Raw genomic sequence first — 22,958 nt, forward strand, 5'->3', positions numbered from 1 at the left:
TATCGGCACCCGCTTACCGCTTCTCGAAGACGTCGTCCAGTTCGTCCAGCCTCTCGAGTTCGTAGGTCGCACCCTCAGGAAGCGCCGCATTGGCGTTATGCGATCGTCTGAGGTACGCCGACTCGAGGCCGACCCTCTCGGCGGCGACGACGTCGGTCTCGCGGTCACCGACGTAGAGTCCCGCCTCGGTTCCCAGCTCCTCGAGCGTCTCACGAAGGAGGTGCGGGTCGGGTTTGCGTCGTTCGAACCCCTCCGGCGTCGGATCGCGTCCCCTGGCGTCCGCAAACGGCACCGGGAGGAAGTCGGCGACGTACCGGGCGGTCTCGTGGCGGTTGTTGCTGACGAGCGCGAGCGACGCTCGTTCGGCGAGTGACTCCAGGGCCGCGACATCCTCGTAGATCCCCCGCTCGCCGGAACGGATCCGCTCGGCCGCGAGCCGGGAGGCCGCGGCTTCTTTCCGGCGCCAGAACTCCCGAGGGTCAGCGTCGAGGGTCGAACAGGTCGATTCGACGGTTTCGTAGCCGTGTGAGCGGAGATCGGCACGCTGTCGGTCCGTCGGCTCGAGTCCGAGCTCCGCGGCTGCGGCGTCGGCTGCGCGGTCGTAGACCGGCTGCGGCGTCCCCGGTCCCTCGAGGACGACGCCGTCCATATCGAGCAGTATCGTCTCGGTCACGGCGGCGGCTACGGACCGGACGCGTATGGATCCGAGGGTGCGTGGGTCGAGAGAACGTAGCAGGGCGAGCGACGAGAAGCGACGGAGCCGACGGCGGGCGCAGCGGGCGTTACTTCAGTCGCTCCTGGAGGAACGAGGGGTGGGCGGCCGTGACGCCCTCGATCTCGAGCAGCTCCTCGGAGATGATCTCGCCGAGCGCGTCGCCGTCCGCGGCTCGCACCTCGGCCATCAGCATGTGGTCGCCGCTGGAGCTGTACAGCGCCTCGACCTCCTCCAAGGCCTTGATCGCCTTCGTCGCCTCGACGTAGCGCTCGCTGGCGACGTCGAGTCCGACCAGCGCGATTGTCTGGCTCGAGAGCTTCTTCGGGTCGACGTCCGCGGAGTAGCCGACGATGACCCCCTCCTCCTCGAGTTGGTTGATGTACTTGCGAACCGTCGGCTTCGAGACGTCCGCGCGGTCGGCGATCTCGGCGTAGGACGCCTGGGCGTCCTCCTCGAGAACCGCAAGAATGCGGTCTTCCGTCGCTTGCGTGCTCATACAGTATCGTTTTGCTCCGAGTGGAAAATAACTTTTGTATTCGAAAACGTCGACTGTGGTGAGTGAAGGTCCGTTTTGGGTCGGCGCGACGGCGGGGAGATCGCCGGCTTTATTCGCTCGCTCCGCCGACACCCGCCGATGGTCGACGCGAACGTCTTGCTGGGGCTGTTCTGGATCGGCTGCGGACTCGTCATCCTCGTGCCCGCCGTCCTGATCGCGTTCGGCGGGCGGGCGGATCTCCACGTCCACTACGACGAGGCCGTCGATCCCGACTACGTCTCGAGGCGGGCCGGGACGACGGCGCTGCTGATGGGGCTGTTCACCGTGGCCTACGGCACTCACCAGTTGTTGTACGGGTTCTCCTCGACGGCGTTCGGCGGCCTGCTCGTCGCCCTGCTGATCCTGAGCACGCTCACGAAGCGGTTCGCGCAGGGGTGGGGGTACGACGCGGGTACCGATGACGCGACGAACTGACGAGAGTTGCGTTCCGTTCGCGCTCAAAGAAGTAAGAGGACTGCCGTGAGGACGAACAGCGCCGCACAGCCGGTCGCAATCCGGGCGTCACGGTCGGAAACGTCCTGCGTAGCGTCCGTCGGCTTTCGAATGTGATAGGCCACTAGTCCGATTCCACAGATCAGGAAAAGTCCCGTCCAGGTCCCCAATCCGTCTCTTAGGGCACTGATGGCGCCGTAGACCATTACGCCGGTACCGAGAACGAGGGTCGCCACTCGAAACTGCCGTCCGGACTCCATACACAGCAGTCAGCAGTTCGACAGATAACTCTGCTGGCGTTTCGAGCAGCGCTGCTCGGCGGCCGATAGCCAAAAAACCGCGACCGAAATCCGCGACTGCGGGGTTACGTGTGGCGCTCGAGCAGGTCGTAGCTGCGCTCCCACTCGGCGTCCTCGTCGAAGTATCGCTCGGCGACCGGCTGTTCCGGCATCTCGCCAACGGCCTTCTTCTCCTCGGTGTAGGAGGGGCTCTCGTCGTCGACGTAGTATCGACCGGTGAGGACGGTGCCCTCGTTGAGAACGTCCTCGGTCTCACGCATCATCTGTGCGGCCTCTTCGCGGTCGCTGACGTCGAAGTCGTAGTCGTCGGACTCCTGGACGTCGATGTAGGGGACGTACTGTCGGGCGTCCTTGTTCCAGGTCGGACACTGGGTCAGGAAGTCGACGTGAGCGAAGCCGTCGTGTTCGATGGCTTCCTTGATGATCTCCTTTGCCTGATTGGGGTTGACCGCGGCGGTGCGAGCGACGTACGTCGCACCGGCGTTCAGCGACATCGACAGCGGGCGAAGCGGCGATTTTGCGCTTCCGGAGGGCTGGGTCTTGGACTTGTGGCCCTTCGGACTCGTAGGCGACGTCTGGCCCTTCGTCAGCCCGAAGATCTCGTTGTTGAACACGATGTAGGTCATATCGTGGTTCTCCCGGGCCGTGTGGATGAAGTGGTTGCCGCCGATGCCGTAGCCGTCGCCGTCGCCGCCGGCCGCGATGACCTCGAGTTCGGGGTTTGCGAGCTTCGCCGCACGGGCCACGGGCAGCGAGCGCCCGTGGATCGTGTGGAAGCCGTACGTGTCGAGGTAGCTGTTCAGCTTTCCCGAACAGCCGATTCCGGTGACCGTCAGGACCTCCTCGGGGGTCTTGCCGACCTCCGGGAGTGCCTGCTTCAGCGACTTCAGTACGCCGAAGTCGCCACAGCCAGGACACCAGGTCGGCTGCGGTTCGACGCCGGGCGTGTACTCGTCCCGGTCGATCTCTCGTTCCTCACCGATTGCGTTGAATGCACTCATGTTCAGTCACCTGCAGCGGGTTCGATTCGTACCTGTGCGGACGGTTCGCGGTCCTCGTCGGCGACGTTGACCTCGTAGCCTTCGACGATCTCCGCCGGTTCGAACGGGTTGCCGTTATACTTCAGCAGACTCGTCATCTTGTCGCCGAAGCGGCCGAGTTCCTTCTGGATCAGGCCGCGGAACTGGGCGGTGGCGTTCATCTCGACGACCATCGCCTCGTCGACGCTCTCTAAGAACTCCGTTACCTCGCGCTCGGCGAACGGCATCATGTCGGAGACGCTGATACCTTTTACCGAGTGGCCGCTGTCGTTCAGCCGTTCGACGGCCTCGACGACGGCGCCCTGGCTCGAGCCCCAGGTGATGATGCCGTACTCGGCCGTCTCGTCGCCGAAGTAGGTCTGGTTGGAGTCGTGTTCCTCGTCGAGCTCCTCGCGGATGGAGTCGAGCTTCTCGATGCGGCGGGTCATCTGGTAGACCCGGTTGTCCGGGTCCTCGCTGATGTGCCCGACGGGCGAGTGCTCGTTCCCGGTCGCGAGGTAGCGCCCGCCCTTCTGGCCGGGCAGCGAGCGCTTGCTGACGTTCTTCTCGTTGTCCTCGTAGCCGAAGCGCTCGAACTTGCCGGAGTTGTCGTGTGCGGCCTCCTTGAGTTCCTCCTCAGTCAGGGTCGTACCCAGTCCAGGCTCGGGCTCGCGGTCGAAGAACTCGACGTCGACGTTCTTGTTCTCGCCGGAGAGCTTCTGGTCGTAGATGATGATCGTCGGGATCTGGTACTCCCAGGCGATGTGGAAAGCCAGTCGCGTCTGCTCGTAGGCCTCCTCGATGGTTCCGGGTGCGAAGACGACCCGCGATGAGTCGCCCTGGCTCGTGTAGAGGACGAACTCGAGGTCGCCCTGTTCGGGTTTCGTCGGCATCCCGGTCGAGGGACCGGCCCGCATCGACTCGACGAGCACGAGCGGCGTCTCGGTCATCTCAGCGAGGCCGAGCGGTTCGCTCATCAGTGCGAAGCCACCGCCCGAAGAGCCGGACATGGCCTTCGCACCGGCGTGGCTCGCGCCCACCGCGAGCGCGGCCGCGGCGATCTCGTCTTCGACCTGCTCGGAGACCCCCCCGATGTCGGGGAAGTTCTGGCTGAGGATGGTGAAGACGTCGGTCCACGGCGTCATCGGGTAGCCCGCGATGAAGCGACAGCCGCCGTCGATGGCGCCGTAGGCGATCGCGTTCGACCCCGACAGCAGCGCCTGCTCGGTGTCGTGTTCGCCCGTCGGGACGCGGAGGTCGTGGGTCGTCTCGAACTCCTCGTCGACCATCTCGTAGGCCTCGTGGAGGATCTCGAGGTTCGCCTCGAGGATGTCCCCGCCCATCGCGTCGGACATCAGGTCCTCGATGTGCTCGAGTTGCATGTCGAGCAGTCCAGCCGTGATGCCGACGCCGGCGGTGTTACGCATGACCTCGCGGCCGTGTTCCTTGGCGAGACCGCGCAGGTCGACCGGGTAGACGTGCCAGTCGTTCTCCTCGGCGCGCTCTTCCAGGTCGAGGTCGGCGACGTCGTCCTCGCTGAGCAGCCCCTCGTCGTAGACGATGACGCCGCCCTCGCGGAGTTCGTCCAGGTTCTCCGAGAGAGGTTTAATCTCCTCGTTGCCGTAGTAGGCCTCTTCCTGTGGGTTCCGGGCGAAGGAGTCCCCCAGCGCGAGGAGGAAGTTGTAGCCGTCGCCCCGTGACTGTACCTCGTCGGCTGCGGCCCGAATCTCGACGTAGGTGTGGCCGCCGCGGATCCGCGACGGATAGTGGCGGTGTGTAAATACGTCGAGCCCCGAGCGCATCAGCGCCTTCGCGAAGTTCTGGCTCGTCGAGTCGATCCCGTCTCCGGAACCGCCTGAGACTCGCCAGATGAGTTCGTCATCGCTCATTGAGATCAGTGGCCAGGTGGCCAGCCGTATTCGGAATTTTGTCTCACCGTGCCTAAAGCCTTTGCTATGGATTGTCATGCATCTATCGTGAAGAATGTACAACCATCCAATTTACGTCACACAGAGTCCCTCTACCCTGCAGCAGTGTTCTCCGTCGTTCGAAACTGATAGTTCCGCTCTCAGGACATAGCGTTTCGACAAGGTGTGGTGTGGTAACAGCTAGCTTGTTTATAGTGGTCGCTCGCCTATCGACCGACGGGTATGGTCGAAGAATCCACACTCGAAGGAGCAGTATCGATCGTAACGGGTGGCGGCGGCGATATCGGTACCGGCATCGCGGCCGAACTCGCGGCCGCCGGAAGCGACGTCGTGATCGCGGACGTCGACGTTCTCGAGACGGAGTACAACCAGCAGGCGTCCACGGACGTTGGGGGGATAGAACGCACCCGGGAGGTCGTGGATCGCGTCGAGAACGAGGGCCAGCGCGCACACGTCGTCGAGTGCGACGTGACCGACGCCGAGCAGGTCGAGGCGATGGTCGAGGAGGTCGTCGACGAGTTCGGCCGCATCGACGTCGTGGCGAACAACGCCGGCGTCATCACCGTTGCCCCGGTCGAGGAGATGGCCGAGGCGGAGTGGGAGTCGATCGTCGACGTCAACGCGAAGGGCGTGTTCCTCGTCGCCCGGGCCGCGATCCCGCACCTTCGGGACTCACACGGAACGATCGTCAACACCGCCTCGATCGCCGGCGAGATCGGGGCGGGCGGACTCGCCCACTACTGTGCGTCGAAACACGCCGTCCTCGGGTTCACGAAGTCGCTGGCGCTGGAACTCGCCCCCGAGGTCACGGTCAACGCCGTCTGTCCGGGCATCGTCGAGACGCCGATGTGGGAGGACGTGCTGACCCCGTCGCTCGGCGAATCCTATGGGGAGACGATCGAACGGGCGATCCCGATGGGTCGGGACCAAGATCTCGAGGACATGGGACGGGCCGTCGTCTTCCTCGCGCAGAATCGCAACATCACCGGCGAGTCGGTCGTCGTCGACGGCGGGATCCTCCAGAACGTTATTTGAAGAGCCGTCGCGACGACGGATCGGGCCGGAACCGCTCGCCAGAGCGACTGCTCCCCCGGTTCAGCTGCTCCGGCCGAGAGATACGTTTTAGTGACGCGGTGTGCTGCGTAGTATTGACATGGGGTACGTTGTCAAGATGCCGAAGCTCGGACTGGAGATGGAGCGCGGAGAGCTCCTGGGGTGGGAGATAACCGAGGGCGAGACGGTAGAGGAGGGCGAACTCGTCGCCGAGGTCGAGTCCGAGAAGAGTATCGGAGAGATCCAGGCCCGAGAACACGGCGTCCTCCGGCGGACGTACCTCGAGCCCGGCGAGACGGTCCCGCCCGGGACGCCGATCGGGATCGTCGCTCCCGCCGACGACGAGATCGACGACCTCGAGGCCCAGGTCGAGGCGGAGCTCGAGGACGTCGGCGGCGAGGCCGTCGAGGCGACCACGGACGCGAGCGCGGATACGGACGCGAGCGCCCAAACCGACGGCGCCGCGTCGGTGGCCGCGGCGGGGTCGGGGTCGACCGCCGACGCGGGCAAGGTCTCACCGCGAGCACGCAAACGCGCCGAGGAGCTCGGCGTGGAGCTCGCGACCGTTGAGGGAACGGGGTATCAGGGCGCGATCACCGAGGACGACGTTGAGCGTGCGTCCGAGACTGACGAGGGCGCGACGGCGGAGGTCCAGGCCTCTCCGCGGGCCCGCAAGCGCGCCGAGGAGCTGGGCGTCGACCTCGCGACCGTCGAGGGGACGGGGTATCAGGGGTCGGTCACCGAGGAGGACGTCGAGGCGGCTGTCGAGTCGGTCGACGACACCGGACGAACGCTCCGCGAGGAGCGTCCCTTTGACGGGATGCGTCGAACGATCGCCTCGCGGCTCGGCGAGAGCTACCGCGAGGCCGTCCACGTTACGGCCCACCGCGAGGCCGACGCCGAGGCACTGTTCGCCGCTGTCGACGCCGCGGACGACGCACTCGAGACGGACGTCTCCGTCCAGGACGTCCTCTTGCTCGCGGTCTCGGCAGCTCTCGAGGACCACCCCGCGTTCAACGCGACCTTCGAGGACGACACCCACCGCCTCTGGACCGACCACAACCTCGGGATCGCCGTCGACGTCGAGCAGGGGCTTATCGCGCCGGTGCTCCGGAACGTCGAGGAGAAGTCGCTCGAGGCGGTTGCACGCGAGCGCCGCGAGCTCGTCGGGGCCGCCCTCGAGGGCGAGTACACGATGGACGACCTGCAGGGAGGAACGTTCACAATGACGAACCTCGGCGTGCTCGGCGTCGAGTCGTTCGATCCGATCATCAATCCACCACAGGTCGCGATCCTCGGGATCGACGCCGTCGCCGAGCGACCGACGCGAGGTCCCGACGACGAGGTCGAGTGGCGCCGTCACCTCCCGTTCGATCTCTCCTTCGACCACCGGGTCGTCGACGGGGCCGACGCCGCCAGGTTCCTCGAGACGCTGATCGAGCGCGTCGAGGAACCGTGGTCGCTACTTCCCGAGGAAGTCGACGCCGAGGCCGGCGTTCGAGCCGACACGGCCGAAACGGAGATGCCCGAACGAACCGTCAGTGCCTCGAACGCCAAGGGGATGGCCGGTACGATCGAGGCGGGCTCGTTCGAGTGGGGCTACGACGAGCCCGAAGCGGCCGGCGGCACCGAGACGGGACCGACCCCGGTCGACGTCTTCCTCGGCGGGCTGGCCGCCTGTCTCTCGCTCTCGATCCGATTCCAGGCCGAAAAGCGCGACGCCGCCGTCGGCGAGATCGACGTCACGACCGACGCCGAACCCGAACACGGCGCCGTCGAGCGGATCGCGGCGACGGTTCGCCTCGAGAGCGACGCCGACGACGAGACCCTCGAGCGGATCGTCGACCTCGGCGAGCGGGGCTGTCACGTCTCGCAGCTGCTCCGGGAGGACCTCCCGCTCGAGCTGTCCTGGGAGCGGATGTGAGAAACCCGCTTAGTCGGGGTACGTCGCGTCGGGCTCGGGGATCGAATCGACGTTCGCCGCGGTCTCGAAGATCGTCCCGTTGAGTTCGTCTGCGGTGTCGAAGTACCAGAACTCGACGCCCTCGTAGTTCCCGCTCTGGAGCACCGGCATCCCCGCGTCCTCAAACTCCTCGACGACGGCGTGAGGGTCATCGAACGCGAAGCAGGCGACGTGGTGGAGTCCCTCGCCATGCTCCTCGAGGTGTTCCGTGTAGATGCTCGGTCCCTCGAGCGGTTCGATCAGCTCGATCATCGTGTCGCCGAGCTGTGTCAGTGCGAGCAGCATCGAGAACTCGCCGTCCTCGCCCCGGAAGGTCCGGTCGGTCATCGCGGGCGGCTCGAAGCGGTGGATCTCCCAGGGACCGATCCCAAGGAGCCCGCTGAAACGATCCATCCCGTCTTCGATATCCTCGACGACGAACGCGACCTGCGAGAGTTCGGGGAGCTCGATCTCGAGTTGTGGTATGTTCTCGTTGACCATGGCATGCGTGTCGACGGCCAGGGAAATAGCGTTTGGCGTCCGCTCGACCGACCCTCTCAGTCCTCCGGTGCCGGCGGTGCGTCGGTCGCCTCGAGCGCGAACGCGCCGGCGTTGGCTCCGATCGTGAGCGCGGCGTCGACATCGACCAGCCGCGGCCCGTCAGAGCGAACCCGAAACTCGACGCTTGCGTCGGTGAGTTCGAGTTCACGCTCGCCGTCGGCGCCGACGACGCCGTCCGGAACCTCGAACGTGACCGGCTCGTCGGAATCGACCCGTTCGCACGACTCGATTCCGACGGTCGCCACGACGCCCGGTGCGAGCACCGCACGGGCGGTTCTCGGGGAGTTCTCGGGATCGGTGAGTCGCACGGCGACGCCGCCAGGTTCGTCGGGTGCGACAGGCTCGAGCGCACCGGCAATCGCTGGAAGTCCGATGTCGCCCGGCCGCGCTCTCGAGACCACGCCCCCGCGAAGGTCGTCGGGATCGAGTAGCGCCCTGGAACCGATGAACGACCGGGAGGAGACCTCGGCCGCTGCCAGCGCGGTAAGTCGTTTCTCGCCGTTCGGGGTCTCGGCTCGAGCCTCGATCCGTCCATGTCGATCGACAACGTCAGCAGCCAGGACGGCGCCCGTCGCGACCAGCGCCGCGGCGACGCCCGCAACGGTACCGTCGACGGCTGAGGGGACGACATTGTTCGTTCCCGTCGAGACCGCGACGACCGGCACCGAGCCGATCTCGCTCGCGACGTCGCGGGTCGTTCCGTCCCCGCCGAGGACGACGACGGCACCGACTCCCGCCTCGCGAAACCGCGCGGCTGCCCGGCGCGTGTCCGCGGCCGTGTTCTCGACCGGCATCTCGAGGGCTTCGGCCTCGATCGCGTCGGGCGCCTCCTCAAGGATGTGGTCGGCGATCCCGGACCGGTCGGGCATCAGCCGGACGGATGGGCGGTCGGCGACCGCGGTCAGCCCCTCGAGGACGCAGTCAGCGACCCGTCGCTTCGCGTAGTTGTCGACGACGCTGGCGCCGCCGGTGAGCCGCCGAATGTCGCGTCCGGCCGCGGGGTTGACGACCAGTCCGACGCGGGCCACTACGTCACCCGCTCGATCGCCTCGCGGACATCATCGCCGTCGGGCAGGACCTCCTGCTCGAGGGGCGTGCTAAACGGCATGTGCGTGTCCGGTGTCCCGACCCGCTGGATCGGCGCGTCGAGGCTGAAGAACGCCTCCTCCTGGACGCGGGCGACGATCTCGGCGTGGGTTCCGTACGACAGCGGGCTCTCGTCGGCGACGATGAGCCGTCCCGTCTTCCGGACGCTCTCGACGATCGTCTCCGTGTCGAGGGGGTACAGCGAACGGGGGTCGATTACCTCGGCCTCGACGCCGGCCTCGGCCAGGCTCTCGGCGGTCTGGAGCGACTCGCCGACCAGCCGCTGGGTGGCGACGACGGTGACGTCCTCGCCTTCGCGTTCGATGGCAGCCTCGCCAAGCGGGATGGTAAACTCGTCGTCGGTCGGCACCGCGCCCTCCTGCTCGTAGATCATCTTGTTCTCGAAGACGAAAACGGGGTCGTCGGAGCGGATCGCGGCCTTGGTCAGCCCCTTCGCGCTCGCGGCGGTGCCGGGGGCGACGGCCATCAGTCCGGGGAAGTGGGCCATCCACGTATGAATCGTCCCCGAGTGCTGGCTGGCGGCGCCCATGCCGCCGCCCTCGGTGGTGCGGACGGTGACCGGCATCTCGGCCTTTCCGCCGAACATGTAGCGCATCTTCGCCATCTGGTTCATGATCTGCTCCATCGAGACCCCCGCGAAGTCGGAGAACATGAGCTCGACGACTGGGCGGGTGCCCGTCGCCGCCGCACCCGTCGCCGCACCCATAAAGCCGGCCTCGCTGATCGGCGTATCCCGCACGCGCTCGCCGCCGAACTCGTCGTACAGTCCGCTCGTGACTTCGAGGACGCCCCCGAAGAGGCCGACGTCCTCGCCCATGATGTAGACGTCCTCGTCGCGCTCGAGCTCCTCACGCAGCGCCTGACGGACGGCCTCCCGGACGGTCATCGTCTCCGTCTCGGTCTCGAGTTCGCGTTCGGCCTGGGCGGTCATCGTCGTTCACCTCCCTCGGATCGCGAACGATCCGATGTGGATCGCGAATCTTCGATTCGCTCACCTCCATCAGTCCGCGCGGCAGTCGCAAAGCGCTCGATCTCGGGGGGTGTCTCGGCGAACATGTCCTCGTAGGCTTCGTGGGGCGCCGGCGGCTCCGCGCTCTGGGCGTACTCGACCGCCGCCTCGATCTCGGCTTCGATCTCGTGTTCGAGCTCGTCGAACTCCTCGGCGGTGAGCTCGCCCCGGTCGATCAGCCGTTCCTTGAACGAGTCGATCGGATCCCGCGCCTTCCAGCGCTCGATCTCGTCCTCGTCGCGGTAGGGCTCCTCGTCACCCTCGTAGTGGCCCCGGTAGCGGTAGGTCTCGGCCTCGATCAGCGACGGCCCGTCGCCAGCCCTGGCGCGGGCGCGGGCCTCGCCGACGGCCTCCGCGACCGCCGTGACGTCCATCCCGTCGACGGTCAGTCCCGGAATGTCGTAGGCCTGAGCCGTGTCGCTCAGGTTATCGACGTTGTGTTGCTCCTCGACGGGAGTCCCTTCGCCGTAGTGGTTGTTCTCAATGACGAAGATAGCCGGCAGATCCCACGTGGCCGCGAGGTTCATCGCCTCGTGGACCTGGCCTTGGGCGACCGCGCCGTCGCCGAGGAAGCCGACCGCGACCTGGTCGCGGTCCTGGTAGTCGATCGACAGCGCCGCGCCGGTTGCGAGTGGCGGGCCCGCGCCGACGATCCCGTTGGCGCCGAGCATCCCCGCGTCGACGTCGGCGATGTGCATCGAGCCACCCTTGCCGTTGCAGTAGCCCTCGGCTTTCCCGTACAGTTCGGCCATCATGTACTTCGGATCCAGTCCCTTCGCGATACAGTGGCCGTGACCGCGGTGGGTGCTCGCGATGTAATCCTCGTCCTCGAGCGACGCGCAGGTGCCGACGCCGACCGCCTCCTCGCCGATGTAGAGGTGGACGAAGCCAGGGATCTCGCCGTCTGCGAACCGGTCCCCGGCCTCACTATCGAACGCCCGGATCGTCAGCATTCGGCGCAACGCCTCTCGCCGCCCCTCTTCGGTCTCTATGTCAAGTCCTCCCATAGCAGGCTAGGCTTCCACAACATCCACAATAAGTGCTAGCAGTCACCACGAAGTGGTACCACGGGAGCCTTCAGGTTGTCGACACCGCGACCGCATGCCGAGCGGAACGCCACAAATCCGGACGTACGGCTGTCTTCTTCCGGGGAAGGGCCGGTTACTCGTTTCGCGGGCTGCTCGGATGATAGTCGGTATCGTACTCACCGGGCTGATCGTCGACACGGTCGGGGTTCATCCGGCCAGACAGCAGCATGAAGTCGACGAGCGTGAGCGCGAGCATCGCCTCGACGACGGGCACGCCGCGGGGCGGCAAAACGGGATCGTGGCGGCCGATGACCTGCTCCTCCTTGAGTTCGCCCGTCTCCCAGTCGGCCGTCTGCTGGCTCTTGGGGATCGAGGTCGGGGCGTGGAGGGTGACCTCGCCGTAGATTGGCTCGCCGCTCGAGATCCCGCCCTGGATCCCGCCGTGGTCGTTCTCGACGGGGGTCGGGTTCCCCTCGGCATCGAACTCCCAGTCGTCGTTGCGGTCCTTGCCGGTCCACTCCGCGGCCTCGGTGCCGAGGCCGAACTCGAAGGCCGTCGTCGCGGGCACCGCCATCATCGCCTGCCCGAGTCGGGCCGAGAGGGAGTCAAAGCGGGGCGCGCCGAGGCCGACCGGCACACCCTGCGCTTCGAAGTAGATCGAGCCGCCGATCGAGTCGCCTTCGTCCTGGTACTCCTCGATCAGTTCCTGCATCTCCGCTGCGGTCTCGGGGTGGGCACAGCGGACGTCGTTTTCCTCGCTGTGTTCTTTGATCTCCTCGAAGCTCACCTCGGGCGCCTCGACGTCGCCGATCTGGTTCACGTGAGCCTTGAGTTCGATTCCCTCGCGCTCGAGGAGCTTCTTGGCGATGGCGCCCGCGGCGACCCAGTTGACCGTCTCGCGGGCCGACGAGCGACCGCCGCCGCCCCAGTTGCGCGTGCCGAACTTCGCCGAGTAAGTGAAGTCGCCGTGGCTCGGTCGGGGCGCGGTAATGAAGGGTTCGTACTTGCCCGAGCGGGCGTCCTTGTTCTGGATCACCATGCCGATCGGCGTCCCTGTCGTGTAGCCGTCCTGAATGCCGGACTTGATCGAGACGTCATCGGGCTCGCCGCGGCTGGTCGTGATCATCGACTGGCCGGGCTTGCGCCGATCGAGGTCGGCCTGGATGTCCTCCTCGGAAAGCTCGAGACCCGCGGGACAGCCCGAGACGGTACAGCCCATCGCCTCCCCGTGACTCTCGCCGAACGTGGTCACCTGGAAGAGGCGACCGAAGCGGTTGCCGTTCATTGGGACCCCCTCGGGGACGCGGACACTTAGGGGTGCAGGATCGGTGCAAGATCCGGAAGCGCGGGACCGAACCGAAGTTACGAGGAAGGTTCCGATCGCTCCGTCACTGGAAGGAGCCACCTACCACGCTCGAGAACCGGCACAACGGATCGACTCGAGCGGGACGGGTTCGGCGCCCTCGAGGAGTCCGACCGACCGACGGACGTACCCTCCCCGGGCGAGATAAGCACGGCGTACGACGACCCGCACGGCTGGTAACGATCCCTCCTCGAGGGATAGGCGGCCTATACTCAACTCGACGAACGGGATACGCTCTCGCATGCACAGACGAACGGTGCTACTTGGAACAGGCGTTACAGTCTCGGCACTCCTCGCCGGATGCGCGTCCGAAGATGGGGACGGAGCCGACGATATCGAAGACGAAACGGACGACACCGAGGTCGGAAGCGACGACGAAACTGACGATGAAAACGGCGACGACGAAGACGAAGACACTGACGACGAGGACGAGGACGAGACGGAGGAGAGCGACGGCGAGGACGGTCTCGAGGAACGGATCGAGGAGGGGCCGCCGATCGAGGGCCTCGTGATCGAAGAACACGAGCTCGTCGAAGACGACCTCTCGGGCTCGGTCGAAGGGCTCATCGTCAACGAGTCGGGCGAGGACGTTCGATCCGTTCGAGTGGGTATCGTCTTCCACGACGCCGACGGCGAGCGGATCGACGAGGCCACGACGAGTACCTCCGAGCTGGCCGACGAGGAGGAGTGGTCGTTCAGCGTGATGACGCTCGAGGAGGGGATCGCGAGCTACGCGATCGGGGTCATCGAGGCCGAACCGGTCGAGCGGTCACCGCTGTAGCTCTCCGCTCCGTTTCTCTCACTCGACGAGATAGTAGCGATCGTATGCGGCGAGCAGTCCGACGAAGATGGCGACGAACGACGCGACCGCGACCGCGTAGGCGGCGACCCCCTCGAGGCCCGTGAAGCCGACGATCGCCATCGTCGCGATTCCGGTGAGGAGGAACGCGCCGACGAGATAGAGGAAGTTCCCCAGGGCCGGCGGGACGTCGGTCGTGCCGGGAAGGCTCATGCTCGGGGTACGGGACAGTGAACGTATATGTCTTCTCCCGGGACCAGTCCGTTCAGAGTACATCTAGACGGGCCGCAGCCAGGGGGACCAGCATCTCCCCGTCGGTGAGCCCGCCGTGCATCCCGATCGAATCCATCTCCGTCCACCACAGTCCGCGGTTCCGGTGGACGGCGAGCAGATTGCCGCAGCGCCGGTCGAACAGCGCCGACGGCTCGCCGGGACCGAACAGCCCGCGCTCGAGTGCCTCCTCGCGGGTGAACGTCCGCCCGTCGAGGGTCGACTCGACGATCCGCCGGGCCTCCTCGAGGCGATCCGGTCGCACGTGGAAGTGGACGTTGCGCGGACTGCCCGTCGGCAGTCGCGGCTCACCCGCCCCGTCGCGGCGGAACGTCTCCCGCAGTGCCGGCCACGCCTCCCAGTCGGTCATCACGACGTTCTCCTCGGGGGCGGTGTCGACGATCCCGTGGTCGGCCGTCACCACCAGCAGCGTCCGCTTTGCAAGATCTGAGTCGAGCCGTTCGACCAGTTCGTAGTGGAGCCGTTCGAGGATCGCCTCGAGGTTCTGGCGGTACCGTTCGGTGCCCGTTCCCTCGGCGTGGGAGACCGCGTCGATCGTCGGCTCGTAGGCGTAGACGTACGCCGGGGTCGCGGACTCCTCGAGGGCGCGACGGATCGACAGCGCGAGGTCGGTCGCGGTATCGTAGCCGACCCGGGTGGCGCCCGCGGTCGTCGCCCGGGTGTAGCCCGAGTCGACCAACTCGGCGGGCTGGAGCGCGTACGTGTCGATCCCCGCCCGTTCGGCCCGCTCGTAGATCGACGAGCCGGCGAACAGTTCCGACGCAGCCGAGGACGGCGAGACGTCCGCCAGCGGGTCGCCCTCGACCGTTCGAAACGGCAGGGTCTCGACGATCTCGCCGGCGGACTCGAGGTACTGGAACCAGCCGAGCAGCCCGTGTTCGACGGGCGAGGAACCGGTGTTGATCGTCGTCAGCGCGGCGGCCGTCTCGGAGGGATAGACCGTCGTCAGCGGCGCCACGGTGCCGGCAGTCGAGAAGCGATCGAGCAACGGGTGGACCCCGCGGTGGCGCTTCCAGTGCTCGTAGCCGAACCCGTCCAGCAGGAAGAGAACGACGTTGTCGACGTCCGTGTCGACGCCCTCGATCGCGCCGTCGGGCAGCCGTCGCTCGAACCCCTCCGCGAGCAGCGACAGCGCCGTCTCCGGCACGTTCGCGACGCAGTAGCCGTCGTAGTCGGGAAACAGGTACTCACCCTCGCTCAGGCGCTGCCGGAGCCGCGACTCGAGGGACGCTCGCATGCCTCTTCCGATGATCGCGGCCGGGATAGTACCACCGACGCGGGCGGTCCGGAAAGTATGGTACCGAATGCCAAGGACTATACTCGTGCCACCCGATGACCTCCCCTATGCGCGCACCCGAGCGGCCGACGTTCGAGAGCGAGGCGAGCAGGTCGATCTACCAGTACGTCGAGCGCCACGGCACGGCGGCTCGACACCGGATCCGGGAGATGACGTCGCTGTCGCCCGAACGGTTCCGAACGGAGCTCGAGGGACTGGAGACGAAGGGCTACCTCGAGGAGGACGGCGGCACGGTCCGGCTCGCGCTCGACGTCGGCTCGGTCGAGGAGTACGAGACCGACGACGGGACCTACCTCATCCGTCCCGGGCAGAACCGGGACTTCGACGGGCTCGTCGACGCGATCCGCGACGTAACCTCGAAGGAGTCCTACGTCGTCGCCGAGAGCGTCGCCGAGCAACTGCTGTACGAGGATGCCGTCACCCGCCACAACACCGTCGAGTCGCGGGTGTTCTTCGTCGCCACGATCGACGACGAGATCGCGGGCTGGGTCCACCTCGACCTCCCACAGGTCGAGAAGCTCCGCGAGACGGCCCAGCTCACCGTCGGCGTCCGACCCGACCACCGCAGACGCGGCGTCGGCGACGCCCTGCTCACCCGCGGGGTCGACTGGGCCGAAGCCAACGGCTACCGGAAGGTGTACAACAGCGTTCCGGCGACCAACGACGAGGCCCTGGCGTTCCTCGAGGATCACGGCTGGAACACCGAGGGCATCCGTCGAAACCACTACACGATCGACGACGAGTTCGTCGACGAGGTGTTGATGGCCTACACGTTCTGAGGACCGTTCGGATCGCCGAGGTTCCAGGCTCGAGTGTAGCTCCCGTCAGTCGTCGCACTCGAGGTCGGACACCGCTCAGTCGTCGCGCTCGAGGCTCGCGCCCAGCTCCTCGAGCGTCTCGAAGAAGTTCGGGAACGAGACGTCGACGTGTTCGGCGCCCGCGATCGTCGTCTCGCCGTCGGCGACCAGTCCCGCCAGCGCCAGCGCCATCACGATGCGGTGATCGCCTCGCCCATCGACTGCGGCGCCCTCGAGGGTCGATTCGCTGCCATGGACCGTCAGCGATTCCTGCTTTTCAGTCGTCTCGACGCCCAGCTTCCCCAGCTCCTCGGCCATCGCGCTCACCCGATCGGTCTCCTTGTAGCGGACGTGCTCGGCGTTCGTGATCATCGTCTCGCCGTCGGCGACCGCGCCCAGCGTCGCAATCGTCGGCAGCAGGTCCGGCGTGTCCTCGACGGAGACCTCGACTCCCTCGAGATCGGTCGCCGAGACGTCGATCGTCCCGCCCTCCCGATTCCAGTCGACGTCAGCGCCCATCTCCTCGACGATCTCGACGATCGCAGTGTCGCCCTGGGCGCTGGGCTTGGCGCCCTCGATTCGGACCCCGTCGTCGCCGGCGATCGCGCCCGCCGCGAGCAGGTACGAGATCGAGGAGAAGTCGCCGGGAACGCGGTACTCGCCGTCCGCGGGATCGTATCGCTGGCCGCCGTCGACGGCGAACCCGGCGTCGGTTTTGCGGGCCTCAACGCCAAAATCGTCGAGCACCTCGAGCGTGATATCGACGTACGGCGCCGACTTGAGCTCGGTCTCGAGGCCGATCTCGAGTCCCTCCTCGGTTACCGCGCCAGCCATCAGCAGGGCGGTGATGTACTGCGAGGAGACGTCGCCGGGAATGGAGACCTCGGTACCGGAGATCGGTCCCGTGATTACCAGCGGCGCCTGCCCGTTCCCGCGGGTGCTGAAGGCTTCGCCGCCGAGATCGGCGATGGCCTCGAGCAGCGGTCCCTGCGGCCGACTCCGGAGCGAGGAGTCGCCGGTGAGGACGCTCGTCCCGTCGGCCAGCGCCGCCGCCGCCGTCACGAGGCGCATCGTCGTCCCGCTGTTCTCACAGTCGATGACGTCGTCGGGAACGCCCGGCTGGCCGTCGAAGCCCTCGACCTCGAGGCTGTCGTCGTCGCGGTCGACGCTCCCGCCGAACAGCGAGACGGCGCGCGCTGTGGCCTTCGTGTCGGCGCTCCAGAGGGCGTCCCGGACGGTCGTCTGCGAGGCGTAGCCCGCGGCGAGGATCGCGCGGTGGGTGTAGCTCTTCGAGGGTGGCGCTCGAGCCCGTCCCGCGACGCGGGAGGGGGTGATGGTGACGTCCATACCGACTCCTGGGAAGGGGCGCCCTATCACGGTACCGATGCTGGTAGTATTGCAGAACGGGTTCGCCGTCGACGCGAGTCGACCGCCGAGCCGAAACCTCCGTTCGTGCGATCAGCGCTCGGGGCGAACCGCGTCCTCGATAGCGGTATCGCCGCCGAAGAGCCTGATCGTCTCGCCGATCGTCTCGTCGGTCTCGAGCGCTGCGACGACCGCCTGGGCGACGTCAGCACGCGGAATGTCGTCGCCGCCCTCGCCGTCGTACTCAAAGGTCGCCGAGACGCGGCCCGTCCCCTCGTCATCGGTCAGCGCCGTCGGCCGGAGGATCGTCGCGTCGAGCGCGGACGCCTCGAGGAAGTCGTCGGCACAGCGCTTGGCGACCCAGTAGGGACGCATCGCCTCGGGGTCGCCAAGCGGCTCGCTGGCCCGGTAGGCGCTGATCATCACGAACCGGTCGATCCCGCGCTCGAGGCAGGCGTCGATACTCCGCCGCGCCCCCCAGAGGTCGATCAGCAGCGTCTTGCCCCAGTCCGTGTCACCGCCCGAGCCCGCCGTGAAGACGACGGCGTCGGCGTCCTCGAGAGCCGATTCGAACTCGCCCTCGAGGTCGCCCAGGCGTGGCTCGCCGCCGCGCTCGCGGATCTCGTCGAACTGGGACTCGTCTCGCACGACGCCGATCGGGTCGTGACCGGCGTCCGCGAGGCGGGGCAGTAGCTCGCGGCCGATTCCGCCGTTCGCGCCGATAACTGCGACGTGCATCGTGTGCCGTCACAACACGACGGCGCCAATAGGAGCTGCGGTCGGCGAACCCCGGAAGAGTTCGAGAGGAGAGACTGTCGTCGAAACGCCCTGCGGAGTGGGAGGCTACTCGTCCGTCGGCCCGGCCACGGCGTCGCTCTCGAGCGCGCCCTCGCCGGTCTTCCCTGCGGCCTTCTCGACGACGCAGTCCTCGAGCACGAGCACGTCCAGACCCATCCCGTAGAAGTCCTTGAGCGCCTCCGTGGGCGTGTTGACGATCGGCTCGGCGTGGTCGTTGAAGGAGGTGTTCAGGACGACCGGAACGCCGGTGATGGACTCGAACTCCGAGATCAGCTGGTGGTAGCGGGGGTGTTGGTCCTCGCGGACGGTCTGGGGTCGCGTCGAGTCGTCTGCGGGGTGGAGCACTGCCTCGAGGTCGTCGACCTTCTCGGGGCGGACGTCGAAGGTGTCGATCATGAACGGGGCGGGCTGGCCGTCGATCAGGTACTCGGGAGCCGCGGACTCGAGCATCGAGGGGGCGAACGGTCGCCACTCCTCGCGGTGTTTAACGTACCTGTTGACCCGATCCCGCGATGCGGCGGTCCGGGGATCGGCGAGGATGCTCCGGGCGCCAAGCGCTCGGGGCCCCATCTCCATCCGCCCCTGGAACCAGCCGACGAGGGCGCCGTCGGCCAGCCGTTCGGCGACGTAGCCCTCGAGGTCGTCGGGTTTCCCGTACTGGATCTTGTTCGTCTCGAGTAACGACTCGATCTCGTCGGTCCCGTACTCGGGGCCGAGGTAGGCCGTCGTCTGGGTTTCGACGTCGGCGGGTCGCTGCTCGAGCCAGCCGGCGCCGAGGGCGAGCCCCGCGTCGTGGGCGACGGGCTGGATGAACGTGTCGTCGACCGCCTCGAGCTCTCGTACGCTCTTGTTGAGTTTGCAGTTCAGCGCGACGCCGCCCGCGAGCGCGACGTCGTTCGACCGGGAGGCGCCGAGGTAGGCGTCGACGATCTCACAGACGGTCTCCTCGAGCAGCTCCTGGGCGGTGCGGGCGAGGTCTTTCTCCCACTGGTCGAACTGGCCGGGCTCGTCGTTTCGCGACCGGCCGAACGCCTCCTCGAGCTGGCGGACGCCGTAGCCGGTCCCCCAGCGCCTGGTCAACGCCGTGACGTCGTAGTCGACGCCGGTGTCGATCAGGCTCCGCAGGGTGCGTTCGATTTCGGGTCGTCGCTCGCCGTATGGAGCGAGCCCCATGACCTTCCCCTCGCCGTTGAACATCCGGTAGCCGAGGAACTCGGTGACGATGGCGAAAAAGAGCCCGAGACTGTTCGGGTGGTCGTAGGTTCGGACTCGCGCCAGGCCATCGGGGGTGCCCCGCCAGATCACTGTCGAGTCGTACTCGCCTTTCGCGTCGATCGTCAGGATTAACGCGTCGTCGAACCCGGAGGGATGGAAGGCGCTCGCGGCGTGACAGCGGTGGTGGGAGCGACACTCGACGGGGGGGATCGGCGTTCCGATCGACTCGAGCCTGCTCTCGACCTGCTTGGTCGGGAAGAAACGGCTCCGAATCTCGTCGACGACCGTCTTCTCGAGCGCCGACACCTTTCGGGCGAACCCCTGTGCCGTGATCGCGTCGGTGACGTAGTGGCGTCGAATACGTGCGCGGAGTTTCGGGTCGTAGGGGAGGAGGATTCGCTTGAGGTCCGCGAGCTCGAGGTCCCGAAAGTCGAGGCAGGCGCGGATCGCCCGCTCGGGGAACGTGTCGACGGCGTGTTTGTCCCGCGTCAGCCGCTCCTCTTCGATACCGAAGACCGGCGTCCCGTCCTCGAAGAGGACGGCGCTTGGATCGTGCTGGCCGTATAGTCCGATCGCGGGCTTACAGGCGACGATATACGAGGGCGAACTCATTCGCGGGGACTCGTTCCACCACTCCGTGAGGGGGATTCAAAGTCTTCCCGAAACTTGTCTCGCGTAAGAGATGTCGAGCGCCTGATGATGCTGAGGATTTCGAGAAGCCGTAATCGAGCCCCGACGGTGATTCGAGTCCGATGCTGGGTTCGGCGACGGTTTTGATCACCAACCGATCCCGCCGGCGGCAACGCCGAACCGACGGCGGGGCATCCGGCTCTGGCGGGGCGACGCCGGTCCGCAACCCCCGCAATTATGTAGGACGGTTCCGGAAGCACGTGACATGGAACCCGATCTCGGCCCGCTGCTCGCCGTCCTCGAGGACGGTTCGCTCGACGGCTACCTCATCGACGACGACGACTCCGACTCCGACCAGCGCTACGTCTCCGGCTTCACGGCGCCCGACGCCTACCAGACGCTCGTTACCGCCGACGGCGACGCTCATTTGCTGGTTTCGGGGCTCGAGTACGGCCGCGCGACGAAGGAGGCCGACGCCGACTCCGTGAGCCGACGATCGGCGTACGACTATCAGGAACTGGTCGCCGAACACGGCTCCTACGAGGGGACGGTGCGAACGATCGCCGCGTTCCTCGCCGATCACGGGATCGACTCGGTCGCCGTCCCGCGGAACTTTCCGACGGGAACCGCAGACGGGCTCCGCGAGCGGGGCCTCGAGGTCGCCGTCGAGCGCGAGGGCGTCGTCGAAGGGATCCGCGCGACAAAGACGCCCTGGGAGGCAAACCAGATCAGCGCCACGCAGTCGGCCAACGAGGCCGCGATGGCCGTCGCCGAACGACTCATCGCGACGGCCGAGGTCGAAGACGGTGCGCTCGTCCTCGACGGCGAGGAGCTGACCAGCGAACGGGTCAAGGAGGAGATCGAGATAGCACTGTTGCGCCACGGCTGTGCGCTCGACGAGACGATCGTCGCCTGCGGTGCCGACGGCGCTGACCCGCACAACCGCGGCAGCGGGACCCTCGAGGCCGGCGAACTGATCGTGATCGACATCTTCCCCCGGGACAAGGGAACCGGCTACTTCGGGGACATGACCCGCACCTTTGTCCGCGGCGAGCCGAGCGAGGAGGCTCGGCGGCGGTACGATGTCACCCGCGAGGCGTTCGACGCTGCTCTCGAGGCGATCGAGCCGGGTGTCACCGGCGCGGCCGTCCACGACGCGACCTGCGACGTCATCGAGGACGCCGGCTACGAGACGCTCCGGAGCGATCCGAGCGCCGGAACCGGCTTCATCCACAGCACCGGCCACGGCGTCGGCCTCGACATCCACGAACAGCCCAGTCTCTCACCGACCGGAGGCGAACTCGAGCCGGGTCACGTCGTGACGGTCGAACCCGGCATCTACGACCCCAAGGTGGGCGGGGTCCGCATCGAGGACCTGGTGGTCGTCACCGAGGACGGCTACGAGAACCTGACCGAGTATCCGATCCGACTCGAGCCGCGGGCAAACTGAGCGGCTCGATGTCTCTTAGCCTATTTTTCAATCCCTTCACAAAGCATTTATATTGGAGGGCTGAACGAAGAGATAGCCGGGACCGATCCCCCCAACCGCGTCCGAATCGCTGGTACGCCGTCCCGGCTGATCCACCCCCTCCCCCTTTTGTCCGATCGTTCAGTCCCAACGTCGCTCGGCGATCCGCTCGCCGACCTCGAGGCCGTTTCGAAGTGCCGCGTGGATCCGTCCCTCGCCCGCGGTCCAGTCGCCGACGCAGTACAACCCCTCTGACTCCGCTCGCTCCAGTGAGTCACTCGAGACGCCGCCTTCGGGGATCGCGTAACGCCAGCCCTGGTGGTCGGTCCACTCCGGCTCGGTGAGGCGGTCGTCCTCGAGCAGGCCGGCGGTCAGCGCGGCGAGTTCGGCGAGGTTTCGCTCCGGGTCACGATCATAGTGGTCGACCGACCACTCATGGTTAGCCTGGACAATCAGCAGGGAGTCGCCGTCGGGAACGTGGTCGGGCTTGCACTCCTCGCGGCTGACCCAGCCGATCTCGTGGTCCTTGTCGGTGTTGACCAGCGCGTAGTAGGGGACGTCGAGTTCGAACGGGTAGCGAAAGACGCCGGTCCACACCCGGCGGTAGGAGACCTCGGCGATTGCCTCGAGCAGCGACTCCCGTCGGTCCGACTCCCAGACGCTCGACTCGAGTAGGGCCGCCGTCTGTGGCGCCGGCGGGTTCAGGAGGACAACGTCGTACGGCCCCCACGGGTTGCCGGCGGCGTCCTCGAGGGTCCACGTCCCGGCGTCCTCGTCTCGCACCAGTCGCTCGACGCGCGTCTCGCGGTGGATCATCGCGTCGGTGCGGGCGAACAGCCGCTTGGCGAGCTGGGTCAGCCCCCGTCGGTACGTCCACTTGTGGTCGTCCGCGTCGCGGCCGGGTTCGATCGCGCCGCCCCGGTCGAACGTCCAGACGGGCTCGTCGATATCGACGAGGCCCTCCGTCGGGAGCGTCTCCGTCACCAGCTCGACGACCCGCTCGTCGCCGGCCTTCAGGTAGTTCGCGCCGTAGTCGTAGACGACGTCGTCCCGGCGACGGGTCGCGGCCCGTCCGCAGAGTCCGCCCGACTTCTCGAGCACCGTCACCGAAACGTCGTCGGTCGACTCCTCGAGGGCGAACGCCGCCCCGGCGGCGCCGACACCCGCGCCGACGATCCCGATTCGTTTCATACGCGGGGTTCGAGGGCAACCCGGAAGTACCCTTCCGCAGCCGGCGTCGATTGCCGGCTGTCGCGGCACCCCGAAAACGGTCGCCCGTCGGCTCG

At 66.9% G+C, this 22,958-nt stretch carries 22 protein-coding genes; 6 read left to right on the plus strand and 16 right to left on the minus strand.

Going from position 1 to position 22,958, the window contains the following annotated elements:
- Positions 1 to 13: 13 nt before the first annotated feature.
- Complete coding sequence (locus QA600_RS11530) at positions 14 to 673, minus strand: HAD-IA family hydrolase (RefSeq protein WP_278292088.1); 660 nt, start codon at positions 671 to 673, stop codon at positions 14 to 16.
- Positions 674 to 782: 109 nt separating this feature from the next.
- Complete coding sequence (gene lrpA1, locus QA600_RS11535) at positions 783 to 1,211, minus strand: HTH-type transcriptional regulator LrpA1 (RefSeq protein ID WP_278292089.1); 429 nt, start codon at positions 1,209 to 1,211, stop codon at positions 783 to 785.
- Between the two features lie 138 nt (positions 1,212 to 1,349).
- On the opposite strand from lrpA1, the gene QA600_RS11540 reads away from it, so the two are divergent.
- Positions 1,350 to 1,685, plus strand: coding sequence for a hypothetical protein (locus QA600_RS11540; protein ID WP_278292090.1), 336 nt, complete (start codon positions 1,350 to 1,352; stop codon positions 1,683 to 1,685).
- A gap of 23 nt (positions 1,686 to 1,708) precedes the next feature.
- Here the strand turns inward: QA600_RS11540 and QA600_RS11545 are convergent, their stop codons facing one another.
- The 3 genes from QA600_RS11545 to QA600_RS11555 all read right to left on the minus strand — a co-directional run bounded on the left by QA600_RS11545 (position 1,709) and on the right by QA600_RS11555 (position 4,910).
- On the minus strand, positions 1,709 to 1,963 hold the full coding sequence (locus QA600_RS11545; protein WP_278292091.1) for a hypothetical protein: 255 nt from the start codon (positions 1,961 to 1,963) through the stop codon (positions 1,709 to 1,711).
- A gap of 104 nt (positions 1,964 to 2,067) precedes the next feature.
- Positions 2,068 to 3,003, minus strand: a complete 936-nt coding sequence (locus tag QA600_RS11550; RefSeq protein WP_278292092.1) for a thiamine pyrophosphate-dependent enzyme — start codon at positions 3,001 to 3,003, stop codon at positions 2,068 to 2,070.
- A 2-nt stretch (positions 3,004 to 3,005) separates the two neighbouring features.
- Positions 3,006 to 4,910, minus strand: a complete 1,905-nt coding sequence (locus QA600_RS11555; RefSeq protein ID WP_278292093.1) for a 2-oxoacid:acceptor oxidoreductase subunit alpha — start codon at positions 4,908 to 4,910, stop codon at positions 3,006 to 3,008.
- A 261-nt stretch (positions 4,911 to 5,171) separates the two neighbouring features.
- Here QA600_RS11555 and QA600_RS11560 point away from each other — a divergent pair, with 261 nt between their 5' ends.
- Both QA600_RS11560 and QA600_RS11565 read left to right on the plus strand, forming a co-directional pair.
- Positions 5,172 to 5,984, plus strand: coding sequence for an SDR family NAD(P)-dependent oxidoreductase (locus QA600_RS11560; protein ID WP_278292094.1), 813 nt, complete (start codon positions 5,172 to 5,174; stop codon positions 5,982 to 5,984).
- A 118-nt stretch (positions 5,985 to 6,102) separates the two neighbouring features.
- Positions 6,103 to 7,926, plus strand: coding sequence for a 2-oxo acid dehydrogenase subunit E2 (locus tag QA600_RS11565; RefSeq protein WP_278292096.1), 1,824 nt, complete (start codon positions 6,103 to 6,105; stop codon positions 7,924 to 7,926).
- 9 nt (positions 7,927 to 7,935) lie between these two features.
- Here the strand turns inward: QA600_RS11565 and QA600_RS11570 are convergent, their stop codons facing one another.
- From QA600_RS11570 to aroC, 5 genes are all read right to left on the minus strand, one after another.
- Entirely contained in the window at positions 7,936 to 8,445 is a 510-nt protein-coding gene (locus tag QA600_RS11570; protein WP_278292097.1) for a VOC family protein, read from the minus strand.
- A 56-nt stretch (positions 8,446 to 8,501) separates the two neighbouring features.
- Positions 8,502 to 9,533, minus strand: coding sequence for an NAD(+)/NADH kinase (locus tag QA600_RS11575; RefSeq protein ID WP_278292098.1), 1,032 nt, complete (start codon positions 9,531 to 9,533; stop codon positions 8,502 to 8,504).
- Entirely contained in the window at positions 9,533 to 10,543 is a 1,011-nt protein-coding gene (locus QA600_RS11580) for an alpha-ketoacid dehydrogenase subunit beta (RefSeq protein WP_278292099.1), read from the minus strand. Before QA600_RS11580 ends, QA600_RS11575 begins: the two co-directional genes overlap by 1 nt.
- A complete protein-coding gene (locus tag QA600_RS11585) occupies positions 10,540 to 11,628 on the minus strand; it encodes a thiamine pyrophosphate-dependent dehydrogenase E1 component subunit alpha (protein WP_278292101.1) in 1,089 nt (362 codons plus the stop codon). The genes QA600_RS11580 and QA600_RS11585 overlap by 4 nt, the downstream gene beginning before the upstream one ends.
- A 154-nt stretch (positions 11,629 to 11,782) precedes the next feature.
- A complete protein-coding gene (gene aroC / locus QA600_RS11590) occupies positions 11,783 to 12,934 on the minus strand; it encodes a chorismate synthase (protein WP_278292102.1) in 1,152 nt (383 codons plus the stop codon).
- A 319-nt stretch (positions 12,935 to 13,253) separates the two neighbouring features.
- Here aroC and QA600_RS11595 point away from each other — a divergent pair, with 319 nt between their 5' ends.
- Positions 13,254 to 13,793, plus strand: coding sequence for an FxLYD domain-containing protein (locus tag QA600_RS11595; RefSeq protein WP_278292103.1), 540 nt, complete (start codon positions 13,254 to 13,256; stop codon positions 13,791 to 13,793).
- Positions 13,794 to 13,811: 18 nt separating this feature from the next.
- Here QA600_RS11595 and QA600_RS11600 read toward each other — a convergent pair whose 3' ends face one another.
- Entirely contained in the window at positions 13,812 to 14,024 is a 213-nt protein-coding gene (locus QA600_RS11600; RefSeq protein ID WP_278292104.1) for a hypothetical protein, read from the minus strand.
- Between the two features lie 52 nt (positions 14,025 to 14,076).
- Complete coding sequence (locus QA600_RS11605; RefSeq protein ID WP_278292105.1) at positions 14,077 to 15,339, minus strand: alkaline phosphatase family protein; 1,263 nt, start codon at positions 15,337 to 15,339, stop codon at positions 14,077 to 14,079.
- A gap of 107 nt (positions 15,340 to 15,446) precedes the next feature.
- Here QA600_RS11605 and QA600_RS11610 point away from each other — a divergent pair, with 107 nt between their 5' ends.
- The gene (locus tag QA600_RS11610) at positions 15,447 to 16,178 is read left to right on the plus strand and encodes a GNAT family N-acetyltransferase (protein ID WP_278292106.1); all 732 of its coding nucleotides are present in this window, start codon (positions 15,447 to 15,449) and stop codon (positions 16,176 to 16,178) included.
- A gap of 75 nt (positions 16,179 to 16,253) precedes the next feature.
- Here QA600_RS11610 and aroA read toward each other — a convergent pair whose 3' ends face one another.
- The 3 genes from aroA to QA600_RS11625 all read right to left on the minus strand — a co-directional run bounded on the left by aroA (position 16,254) and on the right by QA600_RS11625 (position 20,186).
- Complete coding sequence (gene aroA / locus QA600_RS11615) at positions 16,254 to 17,543, minus strand: 3-phosphoshikimate 1-carboxyvinyltransferase (protein ID WP_278292107.1); 1,290 nt, start codon at positions 17,541 to 17,543, stop codon at positions 16,254 to 16,256.
- A gap of 111 nt (positions 17,544 to 17,654) precedes the next feature.
- Positions 17,655 to 18,299 (minus strand): SDR family oxidoreductase, encoded by a 645-nt coding sequence (locus tag QA600_RS11620; protein WP_278292108.1) that lies wholly within the window; start codon positions 18,297 to 18,299, stop codon positions 17,655 to 17,657.
- Positions 18,300 to 18,404: 105 nt separating this feature from the next.
- Positions 18,405 to 20,186 carry a carbamoyltransferase C-terminal domain-containing protein gene (locus QA600_RS11625; protein WP_278292109.1) on the minus strand — a complete coding sequence of 594 codons (1,782 nt, stop codon included), beginning with the start codon at positions 20,184 to 20,186 and terminating at the stop codon, positions 18,405 to 18,407.
- A 283-nt stretch (positions 20,187 to 20,469) separates the two neighbouring features.
- Between QA600_RS11625 and QA600_RS11630 the strand changes: the two genes are divergently transcribed.
- Positions 20,470 to 21,654 (plus strand): Xaa-Pro peptidase family protein, encoded by a 1,185-nt coding sequence (locus QA600_RS11630; RefSeq protein ID WP_278292110.1) that lies wholly within the window; start codon positions 20,470 to 20,472, stop codon positions 21,652 to 21,654.
- A 159-nt stretch (positions 21,655 to 21,813) separates the two neighbouring features.
- Here QA600_RS11630 and QA600_RS11635 read toward each other — a convergent pair whose 3' ends face one another.
- Positions 21,814 to 22,863, minus strand: coding sequence for an FAD-dependent oxidoreductase (locus tag QA600_RS11635; RefSeq protein WP_278292111.1), 1,050 nt, complete (start codon positions 22,861 to 22,863; stop codon positions 21,814 to 21,816).
- Positions 22,864 to 22,958 lie beyond the last annotated feature (95 nt).

It is taken from the genome of Natronococcus sp. A-GB1 (assembly GCF_029688845.1).
Classification (GTDB): domain Archaea; phylum Halobacteriota; class Halobacteria; order Halobacteriales; family Natrialbaceae; genus Natronococcus.